Annotated in this window: 24 protein-coding genes; 15 read left to right on the top strand and 9 right to left on the bottom strand. The window is 49.2% G+C overall.

Annotated elements, in window-relative coordinates; translation table 11 throughout:
* Both IPL17_RS16580 and pyk read left to right on the top strand, forming a co-directional pair.
* The gene (locus IPL17_RS16580) at positions 1-1,311 is read left to right on the top strand and encodes an acetyl-CoA hydrolase/transferase C-terminal domain-containing protein (RefSeq protein ID WP_345308194.1); all 1,311 of its coding nucleotides are present in this window, start codon (positions 1-3) and stop codon (positions 1,309-1,311) included.
* A 150-nt stretch (positions 1,312-1,461) separates the two neighbouring features.
* On the top strand, positions 1,462-2,943 hold the full coding sequence (gene pyk / locus IPL17_RS16575; RefSeq protein ID WP_345308193.1) for a pyruvate kinase: 1,482 nt from the start codon (positions 1,462-1,464) through the stop codon (positions 2,941-2,943).
* Positions 2,944-3,010: 67 nt separating this feature from the next.
* Here the strand turns inward: pyk and IPL17_RS16570 are convergent, their stop codons facing one another.
* Both IPL17_RS16570 and IPL17_RS16565 read right to left on the bottom strand, forming a co-directional pair.
* Entirely contained in the window at positions 3,011-3,886 is an 876-nt protein-coding gene (locus IPL17_RS16570) for a DMT family transporter (protein ID WP_345308192.1), read from the bottom strand.
* A gap of 105 nt (positions 3,887-3,991) precedes the next feature.
* Positions 3,992-4,276, bottom strand: coding sequence for a hypothetical protein (locus IPL17_RS16565; protein ID WP_345308191.1), 285 nt, complete (start codon positions 4,274-4,276; stop codon positions 3,992-3,994).
* 122 nt (positions 4,277-4,398) lie between these two features.
* On the opposite strand from IPL17_RS16565, the gene IPL17_RS16560 reads away from it, so the two are divergent.
* Positions 4,399-4,620 (top strand): hypothetical protein, encoded by a 222-nt coding sequence (locus IPL17_RS16560; RefSeq protein WP_345308190.1) that lies wholly within the window; start codon positions 4,399-4,401, stop codon positions 4,618-4,620.
* A 101-nt stretch (positions 4,621-4,721) separates the two neighbouring features.
* On the opposite strand, the gene IPL17_RS16555 is transcribed toward IPL17_RS16560, so the two are convergent.
* The 5 genes from IPL17_RS16555 to IPL17_RS16535 form a co-directional block, all read right to left on the bottom strand.
* The gene (locus IPL17_RS16555; protein WP_345308189.1) at positions 4,722-4,976 is read right to left on the bottom strand and encodes a hypothetical protein; all 255 of its coding nucleotides are present in this window, start codon (positions 4,974-4,976) and stop codon (positions 4,722-4,724) included.
* A gap of 78 nt (positions 4,977-5,054) precedes the next feature.
* Entirely contained in the window at positions 5,055-5,303 is a 249-nt protein-coding gene (locus IPL17_RS16550; protein ID WP_345308188.1) for a hypothetical protein, read from the bottom strand.
* A gap of 72 nt (positions 5,304-5,375) precedes the next feature.
* On the bottom strand, positions 5,376-5,753 hold the full coding sequence (locus IPL17_RS16545; protein ID WP_345308187.1) for a hypothetical protein: 378 nt from the start codon (positions 5,751-5,753) through the stop codon (positions 5,376-5,378).
* Between the two features lie 398 nt (positions 5,754-6,151).
* Positions 6,152-6,484: a hypothetical protein gene (locus tag IPL17_RS16540; RefSeq protein WP_345308186.1), complete on the bottom strand. Its 333-nt coding sequence runs from the start codon at positions 6,482-6,484 to the stop codon at positions 6,152-6,154.
* Positions 6,474-6,599, bottom strand: a complete 126-nt coding sequence (locus IPL17_RS16535; RefSeq protein WP_345308185.1) for a hypothetical protein — start codon at positions 6,597-6,599, stop codon at positions 6,474-6,476. The genes IPL17_RS16540 and IPL17_RS16535 overlap by 11 nt, the downstream gene beginning before the upstream one ends.
* A gap of 234 nt (positions 6,600-6,833) precedes the next feature.
* On the opposite strand from IPL17_RS16535, the gene IPL17_RS16530 reads away from it, so the two are divergent.
* Entirely contained in the window at positions 6,834-7,469 is a 636-nt protein-coding gene (locus IPL17_RS16530) for an FHA domain-containing protein (protein WP_345308184.1), read from the top strand.
* Between the two features lie 46 nt (positions 7,470-7,515).
* On the opposite strand, the gene IPL17_RS16525 is transcribed toward IPL17_RS16530, so the two are convergent.
* Positions 7,516-8,988, bottom strand: a complete 1,473-nt coding sequence (locus IPL17_RS16525; RefSeq protein WP_345308183.1) for a methylenetetrahydrofolate reductase C-terminal domain-containing protein — start codon at positions 8,986-8,988, stop codon at positions 7,516-7,518.
* A gap of 206 nt (positions 8,989-9,194) precedes the next feature.
* Here IPL17_RS16525 and IPL17_RS16520 point away from each other — a divergent pair, with 206 nt between their 5' ends.
* The 3 genes from IPL17_RS16520 (at position 9,195) to IPL17_RS16510 (ending at position 11,506) form a co-directional block, all read left to right on the top strand.
* A complete protein-coding gene (locus IPL17_RS16520) occupies positions 9,195-10,445 on the top strand; it encodes a glycosyltransferase (RefSeq protein ID WP_345308182.1) in 1,251 nt (416 codons plus the stop codon).
* Positions 10,446-10,601: 156 nt separating this feature from the next.
* Complete coding sequence (locus IPL17_RS16515; protein WP_345308181.1) at positions 10,602-11,108, top strand: hypothetical protein; 507 nt, start codon at positions 10,602-10,604, stop codon at positions 11,106-11,108.
* Positions 11,109-11,113: 5 nt separating this feature from the next.
* Entirely contained in the window at positions 11,114-11,506 is a 393-nt protein-coding gene (locus IPL17_RS16510; RefSeq protein WP_345308180.1) for a hypothetical protein, read from the top strand.
* 1,108 nt (positions 11,507-12,614) lie between these two features.
* On the opposite strand, the gene IPL17_RS16505 is transcribed toward IPL17_RS16510, so the two are convergent.
* Complete coding sequence (locus tag IPL17_RS16505; RefSeq protein WP_345308179.1) at positions 12,615-13,229, bottom strand: helix-turn-helix domain-containing protein; 615 nt, start codon at positions 13,227-13,229, stop codon at positions 12,615-12,617.
* A 437-nt stretch (positions 13,230-13,666) separates the two neighbouring features.
* Here IPL17_RS16505 and IPL17_RS16500 point away from each other — a divergent pair, with 437 nt between their 5' ends.
* The 8 genes from IPL17_RS16500 (at position 13,667) to IPL17_RS16465 (ending at position 19,658) form a co-directional block, all read left to right on the top strand.
* The gene (locus IPL17_RS16500; RefSeq protein WP_345308178.1) at positions 13,667-14,332 is read left to right on the top strand and encodes a helix-turn-helix domain-containing protein; all 666 of its coding nucleotides are present in this window, start codon (positions 13,667-13,669) and stop codon (positions 14,330-14,332) included.
* Between the two features lie 32 nt (positions 14,333-14,364).
* Positions 14,365-14,901, top strand: coding sequence for a hypothetical protein (locus IPL17_RS16495; RefSeq protein WP_345308177.1), 537 nt, complete (start codon positions 14,365-14,367; stop codon positions 14,899-14,901).
* Between the two features lie 193 nt (positions 14,902-15,094).
* Positions 15,095-15,430, top strand: coding sequence for a metalloregulator ArsR/SmtB family transcription factor (locus IPL17_RS16490; RefSeq protein ID WP_345308176.1), 336 nt, complete (start codon positions 15,095-15,097; stop codon positions 15,428-15,430).
* Positions 15,431-15,470: 40 nt separating this feature from the next.
* Positions 15,471-16,295: a hypothetical protein gene (locus IPL17_RS16485; protein ID WP_345308175.1), complete on the top strand. Its 825-nt coding sequence runs from the start codon at positions 15,471-15,473 to the stop codon at positions 16,293-16,295.
* A 3-nt stretch (positions 16,296-16,298) separates the two neighbouring features.
* Positions 16,299-16,844, top strand: a complete 546-nt coding sequence (locus IPL17_RS16480) for a YeeE/YedE thiosulfate transporter family protein (protein ID WP_345308174.1) — start codon at positions 16,299-16,301, stop codon at positions 16,842-16,844.
* A gap of 9 nt (positions 16,845-16,853) precedes the next feature.
* On the top strand, positions 16,854-17,135 hold the full coding sequence (locus tag IPL17_RS16475; RefSeq protein WP_345308173.1) for a YeeE/YedE thiosulfate transporter family protein: 282 nt from the start codon (positions 16,854-16,856) through the stop codon (positions 17,133-17,135).
* A gap of 60 nt (positions 17,136-17,195) precedes the next feature.
* Positions 17,196-17,402, top strand: a complete 207-nt coding sequence (locus IPL17_RS16470) for a hypothetical protein (RefSeq protein ID WP_345308172.1) — start codon at positions 17,196-17,198, stop codon at positions 17,400-17,402.
* A 69-nt stretch (positions 17,403-17,471) separates the two neighbouring features.
* A complete protein-coding gene (locus IPL17_RS16465; protein WP_345308171.1) occupies positions 17,472-19,658 on the top strand; it encodes a molybdopterin-dependent oxidoreductase in 2,187 nt (728 codons plus the stop codon).
* Position 19,659: the final 1 nt, after the last annotated feature.

Genomic DNA, 19,659 nt, shown 5'->3' with positions numbered 1-19,659 from the left:
ATGGTTGCAGCAAATATTTATCAATCACGCGTAACCACAGCGCAGGAAGCTGTGAAGGTGATCAAATCGGGTCACCGCATATTCCTTACAGGTAATGTGTCTGTCCCGCAAAAACTTCTCGCGGCTCTCGTGGAATACGCGCCAAACATTAACAGTGTTGAAGTTTGCCAGGCGCTGACCGTCGGCTCCGCTGACTATGTCGGCCCTGAGATGGAAGGCCACCTGCGGGTGAATTCCATGTTCATCAGCGCCAATATCCGCAAGGCCGTGCAGGAAGGCCGCGCAGATTTTACGCCCGTTTTGCTTTCGGAATTTCCGTTGCTTTTCAAGCGCGGTGTTTTGCCTTTGGATGTGGCGCTTGTTCACGTATCCCCTCCGGACGAGCATGGTTTTTGCAGCCTGGGGGTTGAAGTGGGTCTCACCAAAACAGCGGCTGAATCTGCGAAGATCATTATTGCCGAAGTCAATGAGAAAATGCCGCGCACTTTGGGCGATTCTTTCATTCATGTCAGCCGCCTGACTCATATCGTGCCTGTAAACTATCCGATCCCGGAACATATCATGGCCTCGGAAGGCAGGTCAGATATTATTGAAAAGATCGCCGGGCACGTTGCCTCGTTGATCCCCGACGGCGCGACCATGCAGCTTGGCATCGGCGCGATCCCGGATGCGGTCTTGAAATATCTTTTCGACAAAAAAGATCTTGGCATTCATACCGAGCTATTTTCGGACGGCGTGATCGATCTCGTCAACGCGGGTGTGTTGACCAATGCTAGAAAATCACTGCATCCCGGCAAGATCGTTTCCGGGTTTATTCTCGGCACAAAACGATTATATGAATGGGTGGACGACAACCCGATGATCGAATTGCACCGCTCTGAATATGTGAACGACCCCTTCGTCATCGCGCAAAACGACCGCATGGTGGCGGTCAACTCGGCGATCGAAGTTGACCTGACGGGTCAGATCTGCGCCGACAGTATCGGACCCAAACTGTACAGCGGTGTCGGCGGCCAGCTTGACTTTGTTTATGGCGCATCCCGTTCCAAGGGCGGCGTGCCCATCATCGCACTGCCGAGTGTTGCCACTTTGCGGGATGGAACTCAATTAAGCAAGATCGTTTCGATGCTGAAGCCCGGCGCCGGCGTCGTTACCAGCCGCAACCACGTCCGTTTTGTGGTGACTGAACACGGCATAGCCGACCTGTATGGCAAGACCATCCGCCAGCGCGCGCAGGCGCTGATTAATGTCGCGGATCCTCAATTCCGTGAGGGATTGTTGCAACAGGCAAGGGAACTACACTACCTGTAGCATCCTCATCATACGAAGCCTGCCGCATGGTTGCGAACCGCGTAACCTTGCGGCAGTTTTTATGTTACACAAGTCATAATGGAACTATTCCCTCAATGAGACCTGGTGGTCACTTGGTAATTGATCAACCCAGGAAGGAAAGGAAACCACATGAGAAGAGCAAAGATCGTTGCGACCATCGGACCCGCTTCTGATTCAGAACAGGTCTTGGAGTCATTGATCAAAGCCGGGATGAATATCGCCCGCCTAAATTTTTCACACGGCACACACGAACAGCATCGGATGCGCATCGCGGCCATTCGAGGCGCTGCCAATAAACTGGAAATGCCCGTCGGTATTTTGCAGGACCTGCAAGGACCGAAGATCAGGGTGGGCAGGCTCTCCGCCCCGATCCAGCTAGCGGTTGACGAGCAAGTCTGCCTGTACGCGACTCAGGATGAATTTCCAAAGACCGCCAATCAACTGATCCCGGTGGATTTTCGTGAGATGTTCGAGTCTGTTCATAACGGAGATCGTCTCCTGCTTGACGATGGGCGGCTCGCGCTCGAAGTGGTATCTGCTGAAGGGCGGGTTGTCTGCGCGAAGGTTTTGGTGGGCGGGGCGCTCTCATCGCATAAAGGCATCAACCTGCCCGGGGTTAAACTCCGCATTGCAGGGTTTACCGAGAAGGATAAAGCCGACCTGGCTTTTGGTATTTCGCAGGGAGTGGACGCGGTGGCGATCTCGTTCGTGCGCAGCGTGGAAGATGTCAAGGCGGTACGCGCGGCAATGGAGCAACTTTCACAGGGAAAACACATGCCGCTTCTGATCGCCAAGCTTGAAAAACCGGAAGCCATGAATGAATTGGAAGCCATCCTGGATGTGGTGGACGGCGTGATGGTGGCGCGCGGCGACCTGGGCGTGGAGCTTCCACCGGAACGCGTGCCCACCCTGCAAAAGATGATCATTCATTCCGCAAACGCGCGCGCCAAGCTGGTGATCACCGCCACGCAAATGCTCGAATCGATGATCCAGAATCCACTGCCGACGCGCGCCGAAGCCTCGGATATCGCCAACGCGATTTTCGATGGGACCGACGCGGTCATGCTTTCCGCGGAAACCGCTTCCGGCGATTATCCCGCTGAAGCAGTTGCCATGATGTCGCGCATCGTTAAGGAAGCCGAGGCTCATTTTCTTGAGTGGGGCAGCCGCCAGGACCGCAGGATCGGATTGGGGGAGAGTGATGCGGCTTCAATGGCGCGGGCTGCGAAGGTGCTGGCTGACGATCCGGAAGTCCGCGCAGTGGCTGTTTTTACAATGCAGGGACGCTCAGCCTGGTTGATGTCCAAGGCGCGACCGTCAAAACGAACTCTGGCATTTACGCCGGAACAGGAAACCTATAATAAACTGGCCTTCTTGTGGGGTGTTCAGCCGTATCTTGCAAAATTTGCAACCACCATGGATGACATGATCGCCAATGTGGATGCGGCTTTGTTGAAGTCAGGCATTCAAGCCGGGCAGCAGGTGGTGCTTGTGTGTGGGTACCCGGTCGGCGCGCAGCGCCCGCCAAACATGGCCTTGCTTCACACCGTCGGCGCTGATGCGACCATTCATCTCACCCGCAAACTGGCGGAAGGAAACGTAAAAAAATAATCGCTTGGATTTCCATCCTCAATAAATTACTTTAAATCGGGCGCAGTCGTTAGCTCCATTGCATCCGTTATTCTCTGGTTGAGATCAAAATACCGATACTGATCAACGCGCCGCCGGCGAGGAAGAGCGGGGTGATCTTTTCAGCGAGGAAAAACCAACCGAGCAGCGTGCCCACTACCGGCTGTGCAAAGAACGTGAGCGATGCCAGTGCGGCGGGTAATTCGGCAAAGGCATAATTCCACAGGAACATCGCGATGGCGGTTGAGATGATCCCCAAAAATAATAATCCGCCGATGATGCCGATGGTGATCTGTCCGACCCCTTGTGTGTTGATCTCCCAAAGTCCGAGCGCGAGGCTGGAGGGCAGGCCGCCCAATAACATTACCGCGCTGGAGGTGAGCAGGTCGCCTGTTTGACTGACCTTGCGCACCAGCACGGAATATAAAGCCCAGGTAAGCGCGGCCGAGAGCAGGCTCATGTTCCCCCAAAACAAGGTGGGGGAGAGCTCCGCGTTGCGCGGGTCGATGACTGCCAGTACCCCGAGTGTGGATACGACCAGCGCGATGATGCGGCGTGTCGTCGTTTTTTCGCCAAGTAAGAATGGGGCAAAGATCAAAACAAAGGCAGGCGTGGCGGATGTGACCAGTGATCCGTTCGAAGCTGTGGAAAGTTTTGTGCCGACGAATTGAAAGCCAAGCGAGATGCCGTACCCTACAAAGCCAACCAGTAAACTTTTCCAAAATTGTTCCCTGGTAAATGCGGGTTTGTTCCTGCGGAAATGGATCACCATTCCCAACACCGCCGCGCCCATGATGAGGCGTATGGTGAGCAATGCAAAGGGCGGAATCACATCCAATACCACCTTGCTGACAACGTACATTCCGCCCCAAATAGATGCGGCTCCCAGACCTGCGAGCAATCCTGCGATGCTGTGCTTTTTCATAATGTCCCCGATTATATCGAATCAGTTTTCAATCCGCGCAGAAATCTGTTAACTTCATCAAATCCGCGCGAGTGCGTTACAACGCGGGGAAAAATAAGAAGCACCTTATTTGTTAATAAGCCGGAATGATCTTTCTTCCCACACAATGGTGGATGACGGCGCTTGTGTTCGGCGCAATTCTTCCGCCACAAATGTGAGTATCTCTTTGCGCCGTCCGCTGGCCCAGGGATATGCCGCGTCCCATTGATCTTCGGCAGGGATGGTAATGATGGCGACAGTTTCGCCGCCGCCAAATTCAAAATAAAATTCACAGATGTTCTTTTTTAACCAGCCTTCAGTGTATTGAACGCTGCCGGCAGGTCCTTTTTGAGTGATCTTTACTTTTGCCACGTGATAATCTCCTCTCGCTCTGCATGAATAAAATGACTCTTCTTTTGACGCGCGGGATGCAACCAAGGTTATCCGAACAGCGTATATTGCAATAATAACTGATAATGTAAAAGGAGAATAAAATGACCGCAGAAACAAAAACGAACGAGCAGGAAAGCCGGAGATCAAAAGTGATTCACAGGGGCGGCGCTTCAGATGCAGTGTATGGGTTCGGCCTGATCGGCGCGTGGATCTATTACATCAGCCATGCCGCCACGTTTGGGGCAGGTGTGCTGGGGTTTCTCAAAGGCATTGTCTGGCCTGCGATGTTGGTATATGAGCTGTTGAAATACCTCAACATGTAACCCGCTTGTTGTGCGGTGTGCGAGTCTCAACCGCCGAGATCCGTCCTCCGCACGCAATCCCCGAGCGACATTTGCACCGCTTCACCATGCCAAAATAACCATCAAGCACGGGCGAATTTCACCCACTTCGCATTGACGTCCAAACTTTTAATCCTCCAACCTGCATTGGACCACGCACGGGTATTTCGATGATTGCCTTCCGTCTCATGTTCCCACCATCTTTGGTCTTCGTACGCGGAGGATGGCAGTTTACTATTCAATATTCCTTCGATCTGTTCAAAGCCCAGCGTAATTTCTCTTTGGCTGACAGGAAGGTCTCGTAAGTAATTCTCAAGCGGCATATATTTTCCAGCCATTAAAAAACTCCTCCAAAAACATTCAAACAACCCATCAAGATTTCGACCCAACGCCCGCAAAGGCAGGGAATGGTTTTGTCATTGCAGACTATCCACAAAATCTTTTGATACCCGCAAGCCAACACCTGTTAATTCACAGACACGTTTGACAGCCGCAGGTTTATTGCTGACCAGGAGAAGGCATTTTAAATCGGCAATCACGTCATCGGGCAGTTCGATCTTGCCTGTCTTCTTGTTCATAGGATAAAGTGGATCGACTTTCTTGCACGTTTTTTCGTAAAGGTCATCGAGCGCTTTTAGAATTGATGGCTTAGATTTCTTTGGCATATATATTTCCAACCCCGCGCCAACACACATCTACACGTGAACACCAAACAGATCGTTGACTTGTACCACTATCTATGCAGTACTGGTGTCTCTGCCAGCGCGAATCTGTTTTCTCCAGATCCAGCCTACTAAGAATAACAGACCGATCAACGCGGGCAAACCTGCGATGAGCACATACGCGATCCAATCAAACCCCCGCATGAACGACACGTACCAGATTGCCCATCCGATGAACAGAAGCGCACCAAACCATTCACGTTTCCAAGCGATGAAAACAGCAATCGCCAGCAACATAGACGGAATGAGATGCATGAACAATCCGACGATGGTTCCCCAGAAACCAAGCTGCGCGTCGAAAATGTCCAGCGCAAACAAGCTTATAAACAAGATGAACAGGATGCCCGCAACACGTGGCGTCCAGAACAGGGTTTGTTTGAGGGTTTTATTCATGGCGTCCTCCAACATCATCATAGCACGCCTACTTTAAAAATCAAGTTCGAAAGCAATAGAAATACTATCTTCCAAAACTCTGACTCAACATTGACTCAAACAGCCCCTCCACCTGCCGCGTAGATTGCGAAGCACCCATCCGCCCTCGCAGTGACTCGACCAAACCAGACCTGACAGGTTTCACTGTGACGCGACTCGATCGCAACCTCCACGCGGACATGAGACTCTGAACGCAAGACTCTCGTGGAAACCTGTCAGGTCTTTTCACGAAAACTCTCCGCCAGCAGACTCTCAAACAACCCCTCCACTTTCAATCATTTCCTTGTGGGTGCGTTCTTCGCTGATTTGCCGAGGTATGTTGTTTAGCGAAATTTATCCAGGTTCTATCTTCTGTAACGTTAGCGTTGTTTTAGCAACATATCCACCAACACACGTGTGTCAGGACTAAAGGTGGCGAATTCTTCGTCCGTGATTAGTTTCTCCTGCCTCCAGTTTGCCAAAATGACCAGGGCTTGGGAACGTTTGAAGTCATCGAAACACCTGCTCATCGTTTCGTCGCTCTCGTGGATATGACGATACAGATCAAGATAGCAGTCATGATGACCACCTTGGTGGGCGCGGGCGATAATGTCACCAGACCTTCCCAAAATGAGCTGACACAGGTGGTCGAGTGCCAGGGGTTTTAAGCGTGAGAGAATCTTCCAATCAGTTTCGGAAAAATTATTTTTCATAGCCAGACACCTTCGCCTGCTTTTGGGCGGGGTCGCGCAAATACCAGCCCGCGTGTTCCAACTGCGGGTCGATCATTTGCTTACGAGTTTGGTCTTCGGATATTTTACGGGGCATATGTCCCCTTGAATGGCATCCCTGTCTGTGGAATTCGATTATGCACAAGTATATACGAATCCATTGAATGGACAAGTGTATTTTCGCCTGACTTACGCCCGCCCCAGCTGTTATCTTTTTTGTTAGGTTCCGGTCTCCTGGGAATCTCCACGCAGTACATTGGCAGTGATATGCTCATATTGAAAATAATTTTTCTTATGGTTCAAAATTGATTTTTTTCAAAAAGAGGTCTATGTGCAAAACGAAATTATCCTGATCCTCATCGGCGTGGCACTTGGCTTTATCGGTGTGGCCATTACGCGAATGAGCAGATCTGTCCTTGAAAGCAGACTTTCAACCCGCAAACAATACAAAGAAGAAATTCCCTCAGCAGGTAATAAGAATGAGGCGGGTTATTGGCCTGCATGGCTCAAATTGGTTGAAACACCAAAGGCATCCATATTTGAAGCGATCCTCGAGCGAACGTGGGCCGGGGAAGATATTACTTTTACGTCGTTGGAAAATATGGATCTGTCATCCCAGGCTCTTCAAAAAACGATACGCTTGAAAGAGTCGTTCCCGCAAACTATTTATGAGAATAGGACGAAATTCAGCAAGACCATAAGAATATTTAATCTGGCGCGAACGCAGATCCTGGGAAGGGATGAGGATTGCCAGATCGTCCTGTCAGAAATAAATGTGTCCAGACGCCATGCTTTGATCAATTTTGAAAACGAAAACTATGTGCTTTACGATATCAGCTCAAGCTCCGGCGTGTACGTTAATGGCAGCCGGGTGGCTTCTCAGGGAGTGATATTAAAACCTGATGATCTAATAATCATTGGGTTGACGGTCTTGATTTTTGAAGGCGATCCTCAGATATCAGAATGATAAGGCTGAAATCACTTACGCCTTGATATAAGTGATTCCACCGTAATTAACCCGCTTGAGCCTTTGCTGCCGGGGCGGGAGCATACAGCCCCGCATCCTGTACGATCCTCGGCACGATCTCTTCCCAGCCGACAGCCATAATGTGAATTCCGTGTACGCCTTGTTTGGTCTTGATCTTCTCGATCAATTCCAAAGTGATCTGCGCGCCTTCCTCCTGTTCATTGCCTTTTTCTTTGGCATCTTCCATGCGCTTGAGCACTTTCTCAGGGACAAAGACGCCCGGTATCTTGCTGTTCATGTACGCGGCGGTCTTGTAATTCTTGAGCGGAGTCAGGCCGACCATGATGTAGACTTTGTCCAGAATGCCGCGCCTGGCGATCTCATTCAGCCATTCATCCAGCGCGTCCGCGTCGAAGACAACATTGGTCTGGAAGAATTGCGCGCCCGCGTTGACCTTTTTCTGTTCGCGCAGCGCCTGGAATTTCATGTTGGATGCAAATGGGGAAGCCGCCGCGCCGAGGAAATATCTTGGCGGGCTTTTCATCTCGCGCCCATCCAGATATTTGCCTTCATCACGCATCCGCCGCATGATCCACAACATTTGGACCGAGTCGATGTCAACGATGTCCATCCGTCCGCGCGGGGAAGGGCTGAGCGCCATGCTGTCACCTGTGATACACAAGATGTTGCGGACACCCAAAGCCGCCGCGCCCACGACTTCGGATTGCAAGCCGACCCGTGTGCGGTCGCGCGCCGCGATCTGCATCACTGGTTCTGCGCCTTGTTCCAGGGCAAATTTACTGCACGCCCATGAAGACATGCGTGGAATGGCTGAGGGACTGTCTGTAAAATTCAACGCGGCTACATACGGCTTAAGCAGCTCAATATTCTGTTTCAACTTTTCAGTGTTGATCGAAAGGGGAGGTGTGACTTCTGCAGCAACCACAAATTCGCCGGCTTTCAATCGGCGCTCAAGTTCAGAGGCGGGTTCGCTGTATTTTGGCGCATGGTATAAAGAGTCGCCCTGCCACCAATCGGGCTGACGCACGGGTCTGAAAATGGAATCCAATGTCTTTGAAACAGAACCAGATTCCCGCGCGGTCAGATTCGTCACGATCTGCTTCGCGCCGATTTTTTTTGCCTGGCTAAAGACATCGCCCCACGAATCCGTCCCTGCTTTTTCCCAATCCATTGGCGGTAATACTTCAAGCAGCAAGGCTTCGCGCCCTAGTTTAAAAGACCGCTCGTAGATCTTATACCAAATACATGGGCGTGATTCATCCACGTAACATTTTTCCGGGGTCGAACCGCCGCACGGACCGTTGCGTAACCCCTTCGGGCATTCCATTGGGCAGATAAAGGCAGTTTCCTGCAGCAGGCAATTCCCGCACATGCGGCATCCAAACAACGGACCTTTTATGGCGAGTTCGATTTTTGCGAGCGCGCGTTTTTTGAACGTGGTTCGCTTGAACGGCATAAATGGAGGCTGCCAGCGTCGGCCGGGTGTGAAGACAGACATGCTCTACTCCTAATGGATTATATATTATATATAATTTTACCCCCAACTCGATTATCTTGAGAAGTCTCTGTTTTGGCGTATTGGCTGTAAAGAGATAAAATAATGGCGCTTCCTGTGATCCATATTTCTTAACTGAAGCCGTCATGTTGACGCAGCCCGCAAGTTTTCAGCCTGACATGTTGTCTGTGATTTGGGAACCCATAATTATGCTTCGTGTTGCAATGCTTTCTTATCATACCTGTCCGCTCGCCACACTGGGTGGGAAGGACACCGGTGGAATGAATGTGTATGTCCGCGACCTAACGCGTGAACTGGGGCGCATGGGTGTGCATATAGATGTCTTTACACGTTCGCAGGATGAACATGTTCCGCATGTTGTGCATGAATTGGGATTTGGCAACCGTGTTGTGCATGTGCCGTCAGGTCCCGAGACCCCCAAAGCCAAGAGTGAATTGGCAAATTACCTTCCTGAATTTGTGGAGGGCATCAAGCAATTCGCCCTGGAAAAAGGCATCCATTATGACGTGATCCATAGTCATTACTGGATGTCCGGGCTGGCGGCTGAATCCCTAAGCGATGCCTGGGGCGGAACGCCTATCGTGCACATGTTCCATACGCTGGGTGAAATGAAGAATCGTGTGGCTCGTTCGGAGAGTGAACGCGCGGACGAGAACCGGCTCAAAGGGGAGAGGCGGGTCCTTCGCCGGGCAGACCGCATCATCGCCGCCACGATAGCTGAAGCGACACAGTTGAGATTCCTCTACCGTGCAGAGCAACGCAAATTGGCGATCATCCCGCCCGGTGTGGATACGAGTCATTTTTATCCAATTCCCGCCGACGAAGCCAAGCAATTCCTCGGGTTGAAACCCGAGAATCGAATGGTGCTTTTTGTTGGGCGGATCGAGCCGCTTAAAGGCGTGGACACGTTGATCCAGGCCATGGCTTGTTTGGATTCGCAGGAGATCCATCGTCCCGTGCATCTTGCGATCATCGGCGGTGAGCCGGATGCGATCCCCGAAGATATGACCGAGGAAATGACCCGCCTGCAAAAATTATGCGACGAATTGTGCATGGGCGGCATGGTGGTCTTTTTGGGGATGCGCGGACAGGATACCCTGCCATATTATTACTCTGCGGCAGAAGTGGTTGTGATGCCTTCGTTATACGAATCTTTTGGAATGGTGGCGCTGGAGGCGATGGCCTGCGGCACGCCTGTCATCGCCTCGGAAGTGGGCGGGCTTGGCTACCTGGTTCAAAACGACGTGACGGGCTTCACCGTCCCGGATAGCGACCCCTCCGCGTTATGCGATAAGCTCTCGGCATTGCTGGGTGACGCCGATCTGCGCGAGGCGATGGGGACTCACGCCGCGCAATATTCACTGGATTACGCCTGGGAAAAAATTGCCGAACGTATCATTGAGGTGTATATGGGATTGACCGGTAACAAGGCGGAGTGACTTGCAATTTACGAAAAAATATTATCTTCCATCCAGAACTGGATGGTGTAATCCTTTATGCTTTATCATGGTATAAATTTGGTCGAGACCATTTAACCCATGTGAGCATGTTGGTAACATGGCTCAACATGCCATCGTAATTGGAAAAAGAAAAATATGAGTGACTATAACCGCACCACGCGAAAATGTTCTGTGAGTCAATTACACCCCGAACTGCGCCAGGCTGTTCGGAACTATTTTCAGGAACATGCCCTGGGAGAACCGGTTGCTGAAACCCTGCGCTGTTGTGAAACCATTTCCGAGAAGAAGAGCGTGAGCAGACTGGTATCCTGGCTGAATGATAATTCGGATAGGACCATTCACACTGGAATGCTGCTTACATCCCAATGGCTTATTTGGGTGCGCCGGGGAGACAGAACTGGCACCATGTTGACCGCGGCCAATCTACAGCTCATTTCCGTTGGCGTACATACTTCGATGTTTTCGAAAGAATATGGGCTGGAAGTATCCGGATATATACAGGGGTCCAAAAGCCCGCTGAACGGATATATTGGAATGGGGCCGGAAATTGCGGCGCAGGAATTTTGCGAAGATGTCAAACAGGCAGTCATCAAAGCGAATCCGCCATCTCCAAAAACCTGGCCCAAATGGCTGGGAGGATGAAACGAATGAATACTCCAAAGCATTTGACGATGGCAGAACTGGAAGCCGGACTGGATGCTATCCGCTATGCCCCAAAAAATGATGGTGTATTGGAGTTGATTGTGCGACGACCGCAAATTGAAGCACGGGAAATCCTGGAAGTTGGGGAACTTGACCTGGTTGAAGGGCTTGTTGGTGACAACTGGAAAGTCCGCGGAAGTTCACGGACATTGGATGGAACATCGCACCCCGATATGCAGCTCAATATCATGAATGCCCGCGTGATTGCCTTGGTGGCGCAGGAGAAAGAGCGATGGCAGCTGGCCGGGGATCAATTGTTTATTGACCTGGATTTAAGTATCGATAATGTGCCGCTGTCGGAAAACAACTTCAACTGCGCGGTATTAATGCCAAAGTAATGCAGCCTGGAAGGATCAGGGTTGGTGATGTGGTCAAGAAACTTCAACTTTAAAATTGTCCCTCCAATTACAGATTATTTATGCGAGATATGATGATTGAAGAAAATGGGAGAGTTCTGATTCCCTCATGTGCTGTAATCCCTGAAGAAACCGGATAAATATTTTGTCACTGTACAAAAAAAGGCTCCACTAGGCAGGAGTCCTTTCATTGGTGCGATTAGCTTAAACTTGCCATTATTTGTGCATTTTTTGAGCCACCTGTGGGATACGAACCCACGACCTGCTAATTACGAATTTCAAACCGAGTTGTCCATAGCGTATATTGAGGCTTTTTTAGGCCATTATGTTCTAAAAATGGGCAATAAATTGTACATATTATGCATTGTATCCATTCTGTGCAATGCGGTAGCTGTAAGGTAGCTGTAGTGAAAAGGGTTCCATCCGGAGATCTTTTTACCACCCATTTATAGCATTTAGGTTGTGATTTCATGCTACAAGTATTTGAAAAGGGATCGATATTTTATTCTCCATGATCTATTCCTCCTGGTTCAAGGATAAGGCTTGATCACACCCGATTGCGAAATCCTCAAAATCCTGAGCTGAAGTTTCTGACAGGAATCGCAAACTATTTTCAAACTGCGCGTAAACAAAAAAATATTTATCGGCTATCTTTTTTTATGGGGGGGTAATCCTAGACTGAGTTGTCGAGGATCGCGCGGGTGGTCAATCAATGTGCCTATGTCTCAGCACCTGCGATCAGTGAAGACTTAATAAGCATTTCGGTACGATCAAGCGAGTCTTTCCACAGACTGGCGTATGGATACTTTTTCTCTTCCTGGGTACAGCAGAGCTCAAGATATTTAATTGCGTAGCTGTATCTTATTTTCTTGTACTCATGTGGCCATCCCGGTTGCAAGACCCAAAACAAGTGAGGCATGACACGGTTTTCCACAAGTAGAGGTTTTATAAGTGAATGTTCGATATAAGAGAAAATATACTCGCGAACGGCATACTATTTGCGTTTACGAAACAAGCATCGAACTTGTCCCATGTCCGCCAGAAATTCTATAACAGGGTCTCACGCAAGTACTTTTTTTCGAATGTCTGCTCATCCTCCGATATGAGTGACCGAGGGATGGCTCGAGAAATGCCGTTGGACAGGTTCCCTGGAAGCGTTGGGGGTTTGAAGAACAAGAATAAATTTTGCTTCATTATCAAATGGGTTGCGCCATAAGTGGGGAAGGGTGGCTTCGAAAATGAGAATATCTTCTACTTCCAGCAGATAAACCCTTCCGTCAATCACATATTCAATTTTTCCCTGTAGACAATAAACAAACTCGTGCCCTGAGTGAACGACCTGCCGTTCTCCACCGCTGCCCGCTTTAGGTTCCAGTGTCATGATGAAGGGTTCCAATTCCTGAAATGGCAAAGTTTTCCCCATGCCTTCAATGCCCAATCCTTCACTTACTATCTTCGGTCGGGAACCGGATTTTAGATGTAATACGGAGGATGGTGTTTCCTCTTCAAAAAAATAGCTCATGCGAATATTAAGTGCTGCGGCCAGGCTTTGCAGTGTCGATACGCTGGGGGAGGTTTCATCCCGTTCGATCAGACTGATCGAATTGGGGGATAAGCCTGCCAGTCGAGCCAGATCACGTTGTGAAATGTTCCTTTCATCCCGCAATTGGCGTAATTTTTCACCGAGAGAAAATATTGTACCCATAATAAATTTTACCTTCCACCAGATATTCCCATGATTGATTTTAATTAAACTATAATTTCAATCATACCAGAGTGACATGAAACACACAATATTTTGTGACCTATGGAAAGCTAGAATCCTCCTGACAAGGCAGACGTGTTAAACCAGGCGCTTTTCATTGAAAAATAAGCTGATTTTATGGAAATGTGATAAATTTCACAAAAATTTAGTTTGTGTGTCAATAATAATGTTATTTATACCGTTTTAATATTACATTTATTACTAAAATAATTGACATACGTGTGTAATAATAGATTGTGTCATTTGCAAGATGTGCCATTATGTAGCTCTCTCGTTGAACAAGGTAAACCCCACCAAAGCCCTTATCTTCGGGGCGTAAATTGTTGTTCAATTTAATTTGTTGAGCATGGATAGTTAAAAAATGAAATTAGGTCATTATGTTGCCAAAAACTATTGAAAACAGCTTGGGTAGAAATAAAAAAGAACAACGGCAGGTTTCAAAGAAGAAAGATGCCAGTCTGGCTTCGGAGCGAGTGGGGCAGCAATTGCATATCATGCGAAAAGCCCGGCGGCTGTCGATTCGCGCATTGGCTGAGCTCAGCGGTTTGAGTGTGAACACCTTAAGCTTGATCGAAAACGGAAAGACATCACCCAGCGTCAGCACTTTACATCAACTCGCCCAAAGTTTGGATGTGCCCATCACTACATTTTTTGAGTTGGAACATCCTAAAAAAAAGATTGTGTATCAAAGAGCAGGGGAAAGACAGCAACTTGTTTTTTCTCAGGGTCAGATGGAAAACCTGAGTGCAGGGATGCCGAAAATGGGAAGCGAGCCGTTCATTACGCGGCTTGAGCCAAAGGCCAATAGCGGCTTGACGGCTATAGTGTACGCGGGGCGAGAATTTATTTATTGCCTCGAAGGCGAAATAACCTATACCATCGAAGATGAGGTGTATTTGCTTGCGCCAGGCGACAGCTTGATCTTTGATGCGTATACGCCCCATTCATGGCGTAATACGGCTTGCGGAAATTCGAGTGCCTTGCTTGTTTTGTGCCCGGTGGATTCCGCGGGTGATCTACCAGAACGCTATTTCATGCCATAAGTCAAAAAGATGAATATAACCTGGAGGTGAAAATGTTTACAAAAAACAATCGTTGGATATTTGCCTTGACGGCAACCGTGTTTGTCCTGCTCTTTGTAATGCTAAGCCTGCCAGCTCAAGTGTCTGCAGCGCAAAAGAGTGAGCTTGGACCCAATTCCTGTTTTACCTGTCACGAGGATTTGTACTACCTTCAGGATATGGGCAAGTATTACTGTATTACTGAACACAAGGATCGTTGTATTAACTGCCACGAAGGAAATGCGGCAGTGATGGTTAAGGAAGAGGCGCATTTGGCGCTGATAGCATACCCACAAAAAGATAATGGCGCAAAGTGTCAGGAGTGCCATGAGCAGGACTCCGAGGCGAGACTGGCTAAACTTTCTTCTTTGGGAGGATTTAACGAGGTTCTCGAGGCAGGTGCGTATATACCCTCCCAGGAGATTAGAAGTGGTTTTCCTGAAATGACGGAGATCAATCCGCCTCTGGAAAAGTGGCCTTGGCTGGCAGGTGCTCTGGTGCTCTTTTCATTGTGGTTGGTGCTTGTGTTTGTTTCACCGCAAAAACCGTAGTGTGATGAAGTTGTATTTTATGCACACGTTCGACCAATATATTGTTTGAAAAATACATTTTTATGGTAAAAATACAATATATTTGTTACATTTGTCACAAAATAAGTGACGCCTTTCACTGCCTGTCTGGAAATTGCACAGCTACAATGAACATGCTCGAATATACGCTTGTTTGAATAAGGAAGTTTGTCATATGCTATTAATGACCCCAACCCAGGAAGTTTCCCAGCTTGAAGCAGATCTTTGCTACGCCTTTGTGGACTCCACGCGTATCCTTATTTTGTACGCACTCTACGAGCATCCACATAACGTCACAGAGCTTACTCATAAACTTGGTACATCCCAATCGAAGATCTCGCGTCATTTGAAGGTCCTGCGGGATCATCAGATGGTTATCACTTCACGTCAAGGCGCGACCATCACGTATGAACTTGCTGACAGCCGCCTGATTGAAGCGCTCGAAATTTTACGCGGTGTATTACGCGAAAGCATTACAGTTAAATCCAGGCTGATCAATGGAGTTTCGTAGGTACTGCTCGTCAAGTGCCTATTATTTTGAGGAGAAGAATATGCAATATAAAAAGACCGCTTTTTATTTTCTCTTTGTTGGAATAGCGATGGTCATTGCTGCCAGCATTTTTTTGACAACAGCAACGCCTGTCAGCGCCCAATGCGGATCGCAGGCATCATCCTGCAAGAATTGTCATGAGGCGCAAGCTGAAATGCCAGTGAATGCGGACGGAACGGGCTGGCATCAATCTCATGCATTTGGTGATTTTTGCTATATCTGTCATGCTGGCAATAATCAGGCGACTGATAAAGCCGCTGCACACGAAGGGATGGCTGCTCCGCTTTCAGATGTCCAGGCCTCCTGTCAGCAGTGCCATGTGGCGGATCTGGATGCTCGCGCACAGGTTTACGCCACCACTTTGGGTGTGGAAATTGGCTCGGGTTCTTCAGCGCCAGCTTCGGGCGGGGATACTGCTGCGGCTCCTGTCGTCGCTGCATCTGCTCCCGTGATGGCATCAGACCAAAGCTGCAATGAGCTCGTTGTTGATGATCCGAACGCAGTCAACTACACACAGAATTACAACCAAATCGTATTGGGGAAGAAGCCCATTAATTGGGGCAATTCCATTTTGATGGGCTTGATCGGATTGATGGTCGTGGGCGGCGGCGGATTTGTGATCACACGCGAGAAGCTGGTCAATGTTTCATTTGGCGATACGCGCAAGGTTGAAGGCGAATATCCTGCCGATGTAGTTGAAATGCTGCCGAAGATCGCAGGACTCAAGGCGGATGCGCGCAAGTCTTTGAATAATGTTTTGGAAAATAAAAAAGCGGACAAGGTATTGGATCTGATGGACGCGGTTATCAAAAAGGACGAGGAGTAGATCATGAAATTCATTCTGAGTTACATCCGCAAGGAAGTATGGTCACCATATGTGGCAGGCATTTTGCTTGGATTGGTGGGCATTGCGGCAGTCTGGATCAGCAATAGTCTGCTGGGTGCTTCCGGCGCGTTTGAGAATTTGGCGGGCTTGATCGGCCAAACGGTTGCGCCGAAACTATTCGATAACATGTACTTTAATTTCATCATGCCACCGGGCATCACAGTGAGCGTTATTCTGCTCGTAGGGGTGTTTTTTGGCGGGATGATCGGTGCTGCAACCAGTGGAACACTTAAGTGGGGCAAGAAAGGCTGGGCTAATTCCGACGAACAATGGAAGCGTATCTTTGGCGCACAAACATGGAAGCGATGGTTGTTGGCCTTCCTCGGTGCCATCATTTTGGAATATGCGGCAGGCATCGCCGGCGGCTGTACCAGCGGATTGGCAATCTCGGGCGGTATGTTACTAGCCCCGGCTGCGTTTCTGTTCATCGCCGGTATGTTCGCGTCCGGTATTGTTACTGCGTTGGTTATTTATCGCAAAAACTATTAGGAGGCTGATATGACAAACTATATCGTTGCTCTTGTGCTTGGTGGGTTCTTTGGCTTTTCATTGAATAAAGCCGGGCTGACCAAGTACAACAAGATCGTAAATGTGTTTCGCTTTACAGACATGGCCGTACTTCAATTCATGATGACCGCTCTCGTGGTTGCCATGAGCGGGCTTTTTGCCCTGCGCGGTTTGGGCTTGATCACCTTCCCTGCCATTCCCGCAACCTATATTGTAGGGAACGTTATCGGCGGTTTGATCTTCGGTGTGGGCATGGCGCTCACAGGTTTCTGACCGGGTACTTGCGCTGCCGGTGGCGGCGAAGGCAAATTAGATTACATTGTTCCTGGTTTATTGGGTTTCTTAACTGGCGCAGTTATTTACGGCCTGACCTATCAACAAGTTTTTCCAGCGATTTCTGCAATTGCAAATTATGGCGGCACGACCATGCCTGACCTGTGGAATTTAAGTCCATTCCTGACCGTTCTAGTCTTTGGGCTAATGTCACTTTTGCTCTTCTATCTGATCGATCGTGCTGGATGGCAGCGGAAAGAGAAATAGGAATTAGGTAGTTTGGAATCAGGTTCATCCTGATTCCAAACTACCTAATATCTGACTTCGGAGAATTTCATGACAAAAGCAACGATCTCAAGAAGAGATTTCCTGAAATTTGGCGCAGCATCTGTCGGCGCATTGGCAGTCGGCCAGATGCTTTCGCCGATGGTGGCCAAAGCTGCAAAAGATAGCGGAGTATTAAATGCCGCCGGTGATGGCATCATTTCCACAATGTGCGAAATGTGTGTGTGGCGTTGCGGCGTTTTGGCAAAGATCAAAGAAGGTCGTGTTGTCAAATTGGATGGCAATCCCGAGCATCCCCATTCACGCGGGAATCTTTGTCCACGCGGGCAATCTGGACTAATGAACACGTACGATCCTGACCGTGTGCTGACTCCGCTCATTCGGGTTGGTCAGCGCGGTGAGGGAAAATTCCGCGAGGCTACTTGGGAAGAGGCGCTTGATCTGGTCGCCAGTAAAATGACTGAGATCAAAAATAAATACGGTGCGGAAGCGATGGTGTTTTCATCCACACATAATTTGAGCCAGCCATTGTTCGAGAATCTACTCTATGCATTTGGCTCTCCCAACTATGGCACGCAGCGCTCGTTGTGTTTCAACGCCATGATCGTCGCCAATCTGATGACCTATGGTATGGAAGAACCCGCCCGCATTTACGATGACAAACTTAAATATATTTTGTTGACTGGTCGTAACTTGCTTGAAGCGATCTCAACCTCCGAAACGTCTGACTTGAGTCATGCAATTGACCGTGGTGCGAAAGTGGTTTATCTCGATCCGCGCTATACAAAGACCGCATCCAAAGCGACCGAGTGGCTGCCCATTAAACCTGGGAACGATCTCGCTTTTCATCTGGCTTTACTCAACATAATCATCGGTGAGAACCTTTATAACAAATCATTCGTTGAAAAGAACACGATCGGCTTTGACGAACTGAAAAAAGAAGTCAGCCGTTATACGCCTGAATGGGCTGCTCCGCTGACAGGTATTCCCGCTGAAACCATTACACGCATCGCACATGAATTCGCTGATGCCGCTCCGCACGCCCTGGCTCATAACGGCTGGCGCACATCCAACTTTATCAACTCATTCCATACCCAACGTGCTATCAGCATCCTAAATGCATTGGTCGGCAACTGGGATGTGGTATTGAAGGAGGCAGGTGGTGAGGAAAGCGGTACTTTGGGTGCTCCGCCACAACCTGCTTATCCGCGTGTCTCTGCGCTGCGCCTTGATGGCGTGCCGTGGAAATATCCTGTCGTGCCGTTCAAGATCGGCGTATTTCAGGAACTGCGTGACAACATTGTCAGCGGTGACCCGTACCAGGCGCATGGCTGGTTTATCTCTCGTCAGAACCCGATCATGTCTTTGCCTGATCGCGGAAAAACTCTGGAAGCCTTTGGCAAGTTGGATTTCATCGTCACGGTGGATATCGTTTTGAATGATACAGCCTGGTTCTCAGATGTTGTTTTGCCCGAAGCATCCTATCTTGAACGCTACGATCCCCTGCTTCCAGTGGGTGACAAAGTCTTCCTGCGCCAGCCTGTGATCGAACCACAAGGCGAAGCCAAATCAGCACTATGGATTTATAAACAATTAGGCGAACGTCTTGGGCTTGGTGATTTCTTTCAATATGAAGATGAGGAAGATTATCTACGCCAGCAGCTTGCTCCGCTTGGAGTCAGCTTGGAGGAAGTCAAAGTCAAAGGGTATGCCGAAGCCCCGGAAACACCACATGCGGCGGAAGCGGCAGAGAAAAACTGGAACACTCCCAGCGGAAAGATCGAGTTGTACTCCGATACGCTTGCCAAAGTTGGTTTCCCTGGCGTACCCACCTGGGAAGAACCACCGCAGCCTGCTGAAGGTGAGTTCTATTTGCTGACTGGTAAAGTTGCGACGTCCACCCAGTTTGGAACGCAAAACAACCAACTGCTTCACAAATATTCAGATGACCCGCGCTTGTGGATCAATGCCAAAACTGCCGCGAGTCTCGGACTTGTGGATGAAGATTGGGTTGAAGTTAATAGTTCAGTCGGTCAGATCCATACCCGTTTATTGGTCACACAGGCCATTCGACCTGACTGCCTGTACATGACTCCGGGGTACGGTCATATCTCGAAAGGTTTGAAAACAGCCTTCGGCGTTGGCGCGAGCGATTCGACCGTCCATGTTACCTTCACTGATCCCATCAGCGGCGGACAGGCCCTCAGCCAGACCTTCGTAACGATCAAAAAGGCTTAGA

It is taken from the genome of Candidatus Villigracilis saccharophilus, from assembly GCF_016711665.1.
This window is presented reverse-complemented; position numbering and strand designations above follow the sequence as displayed.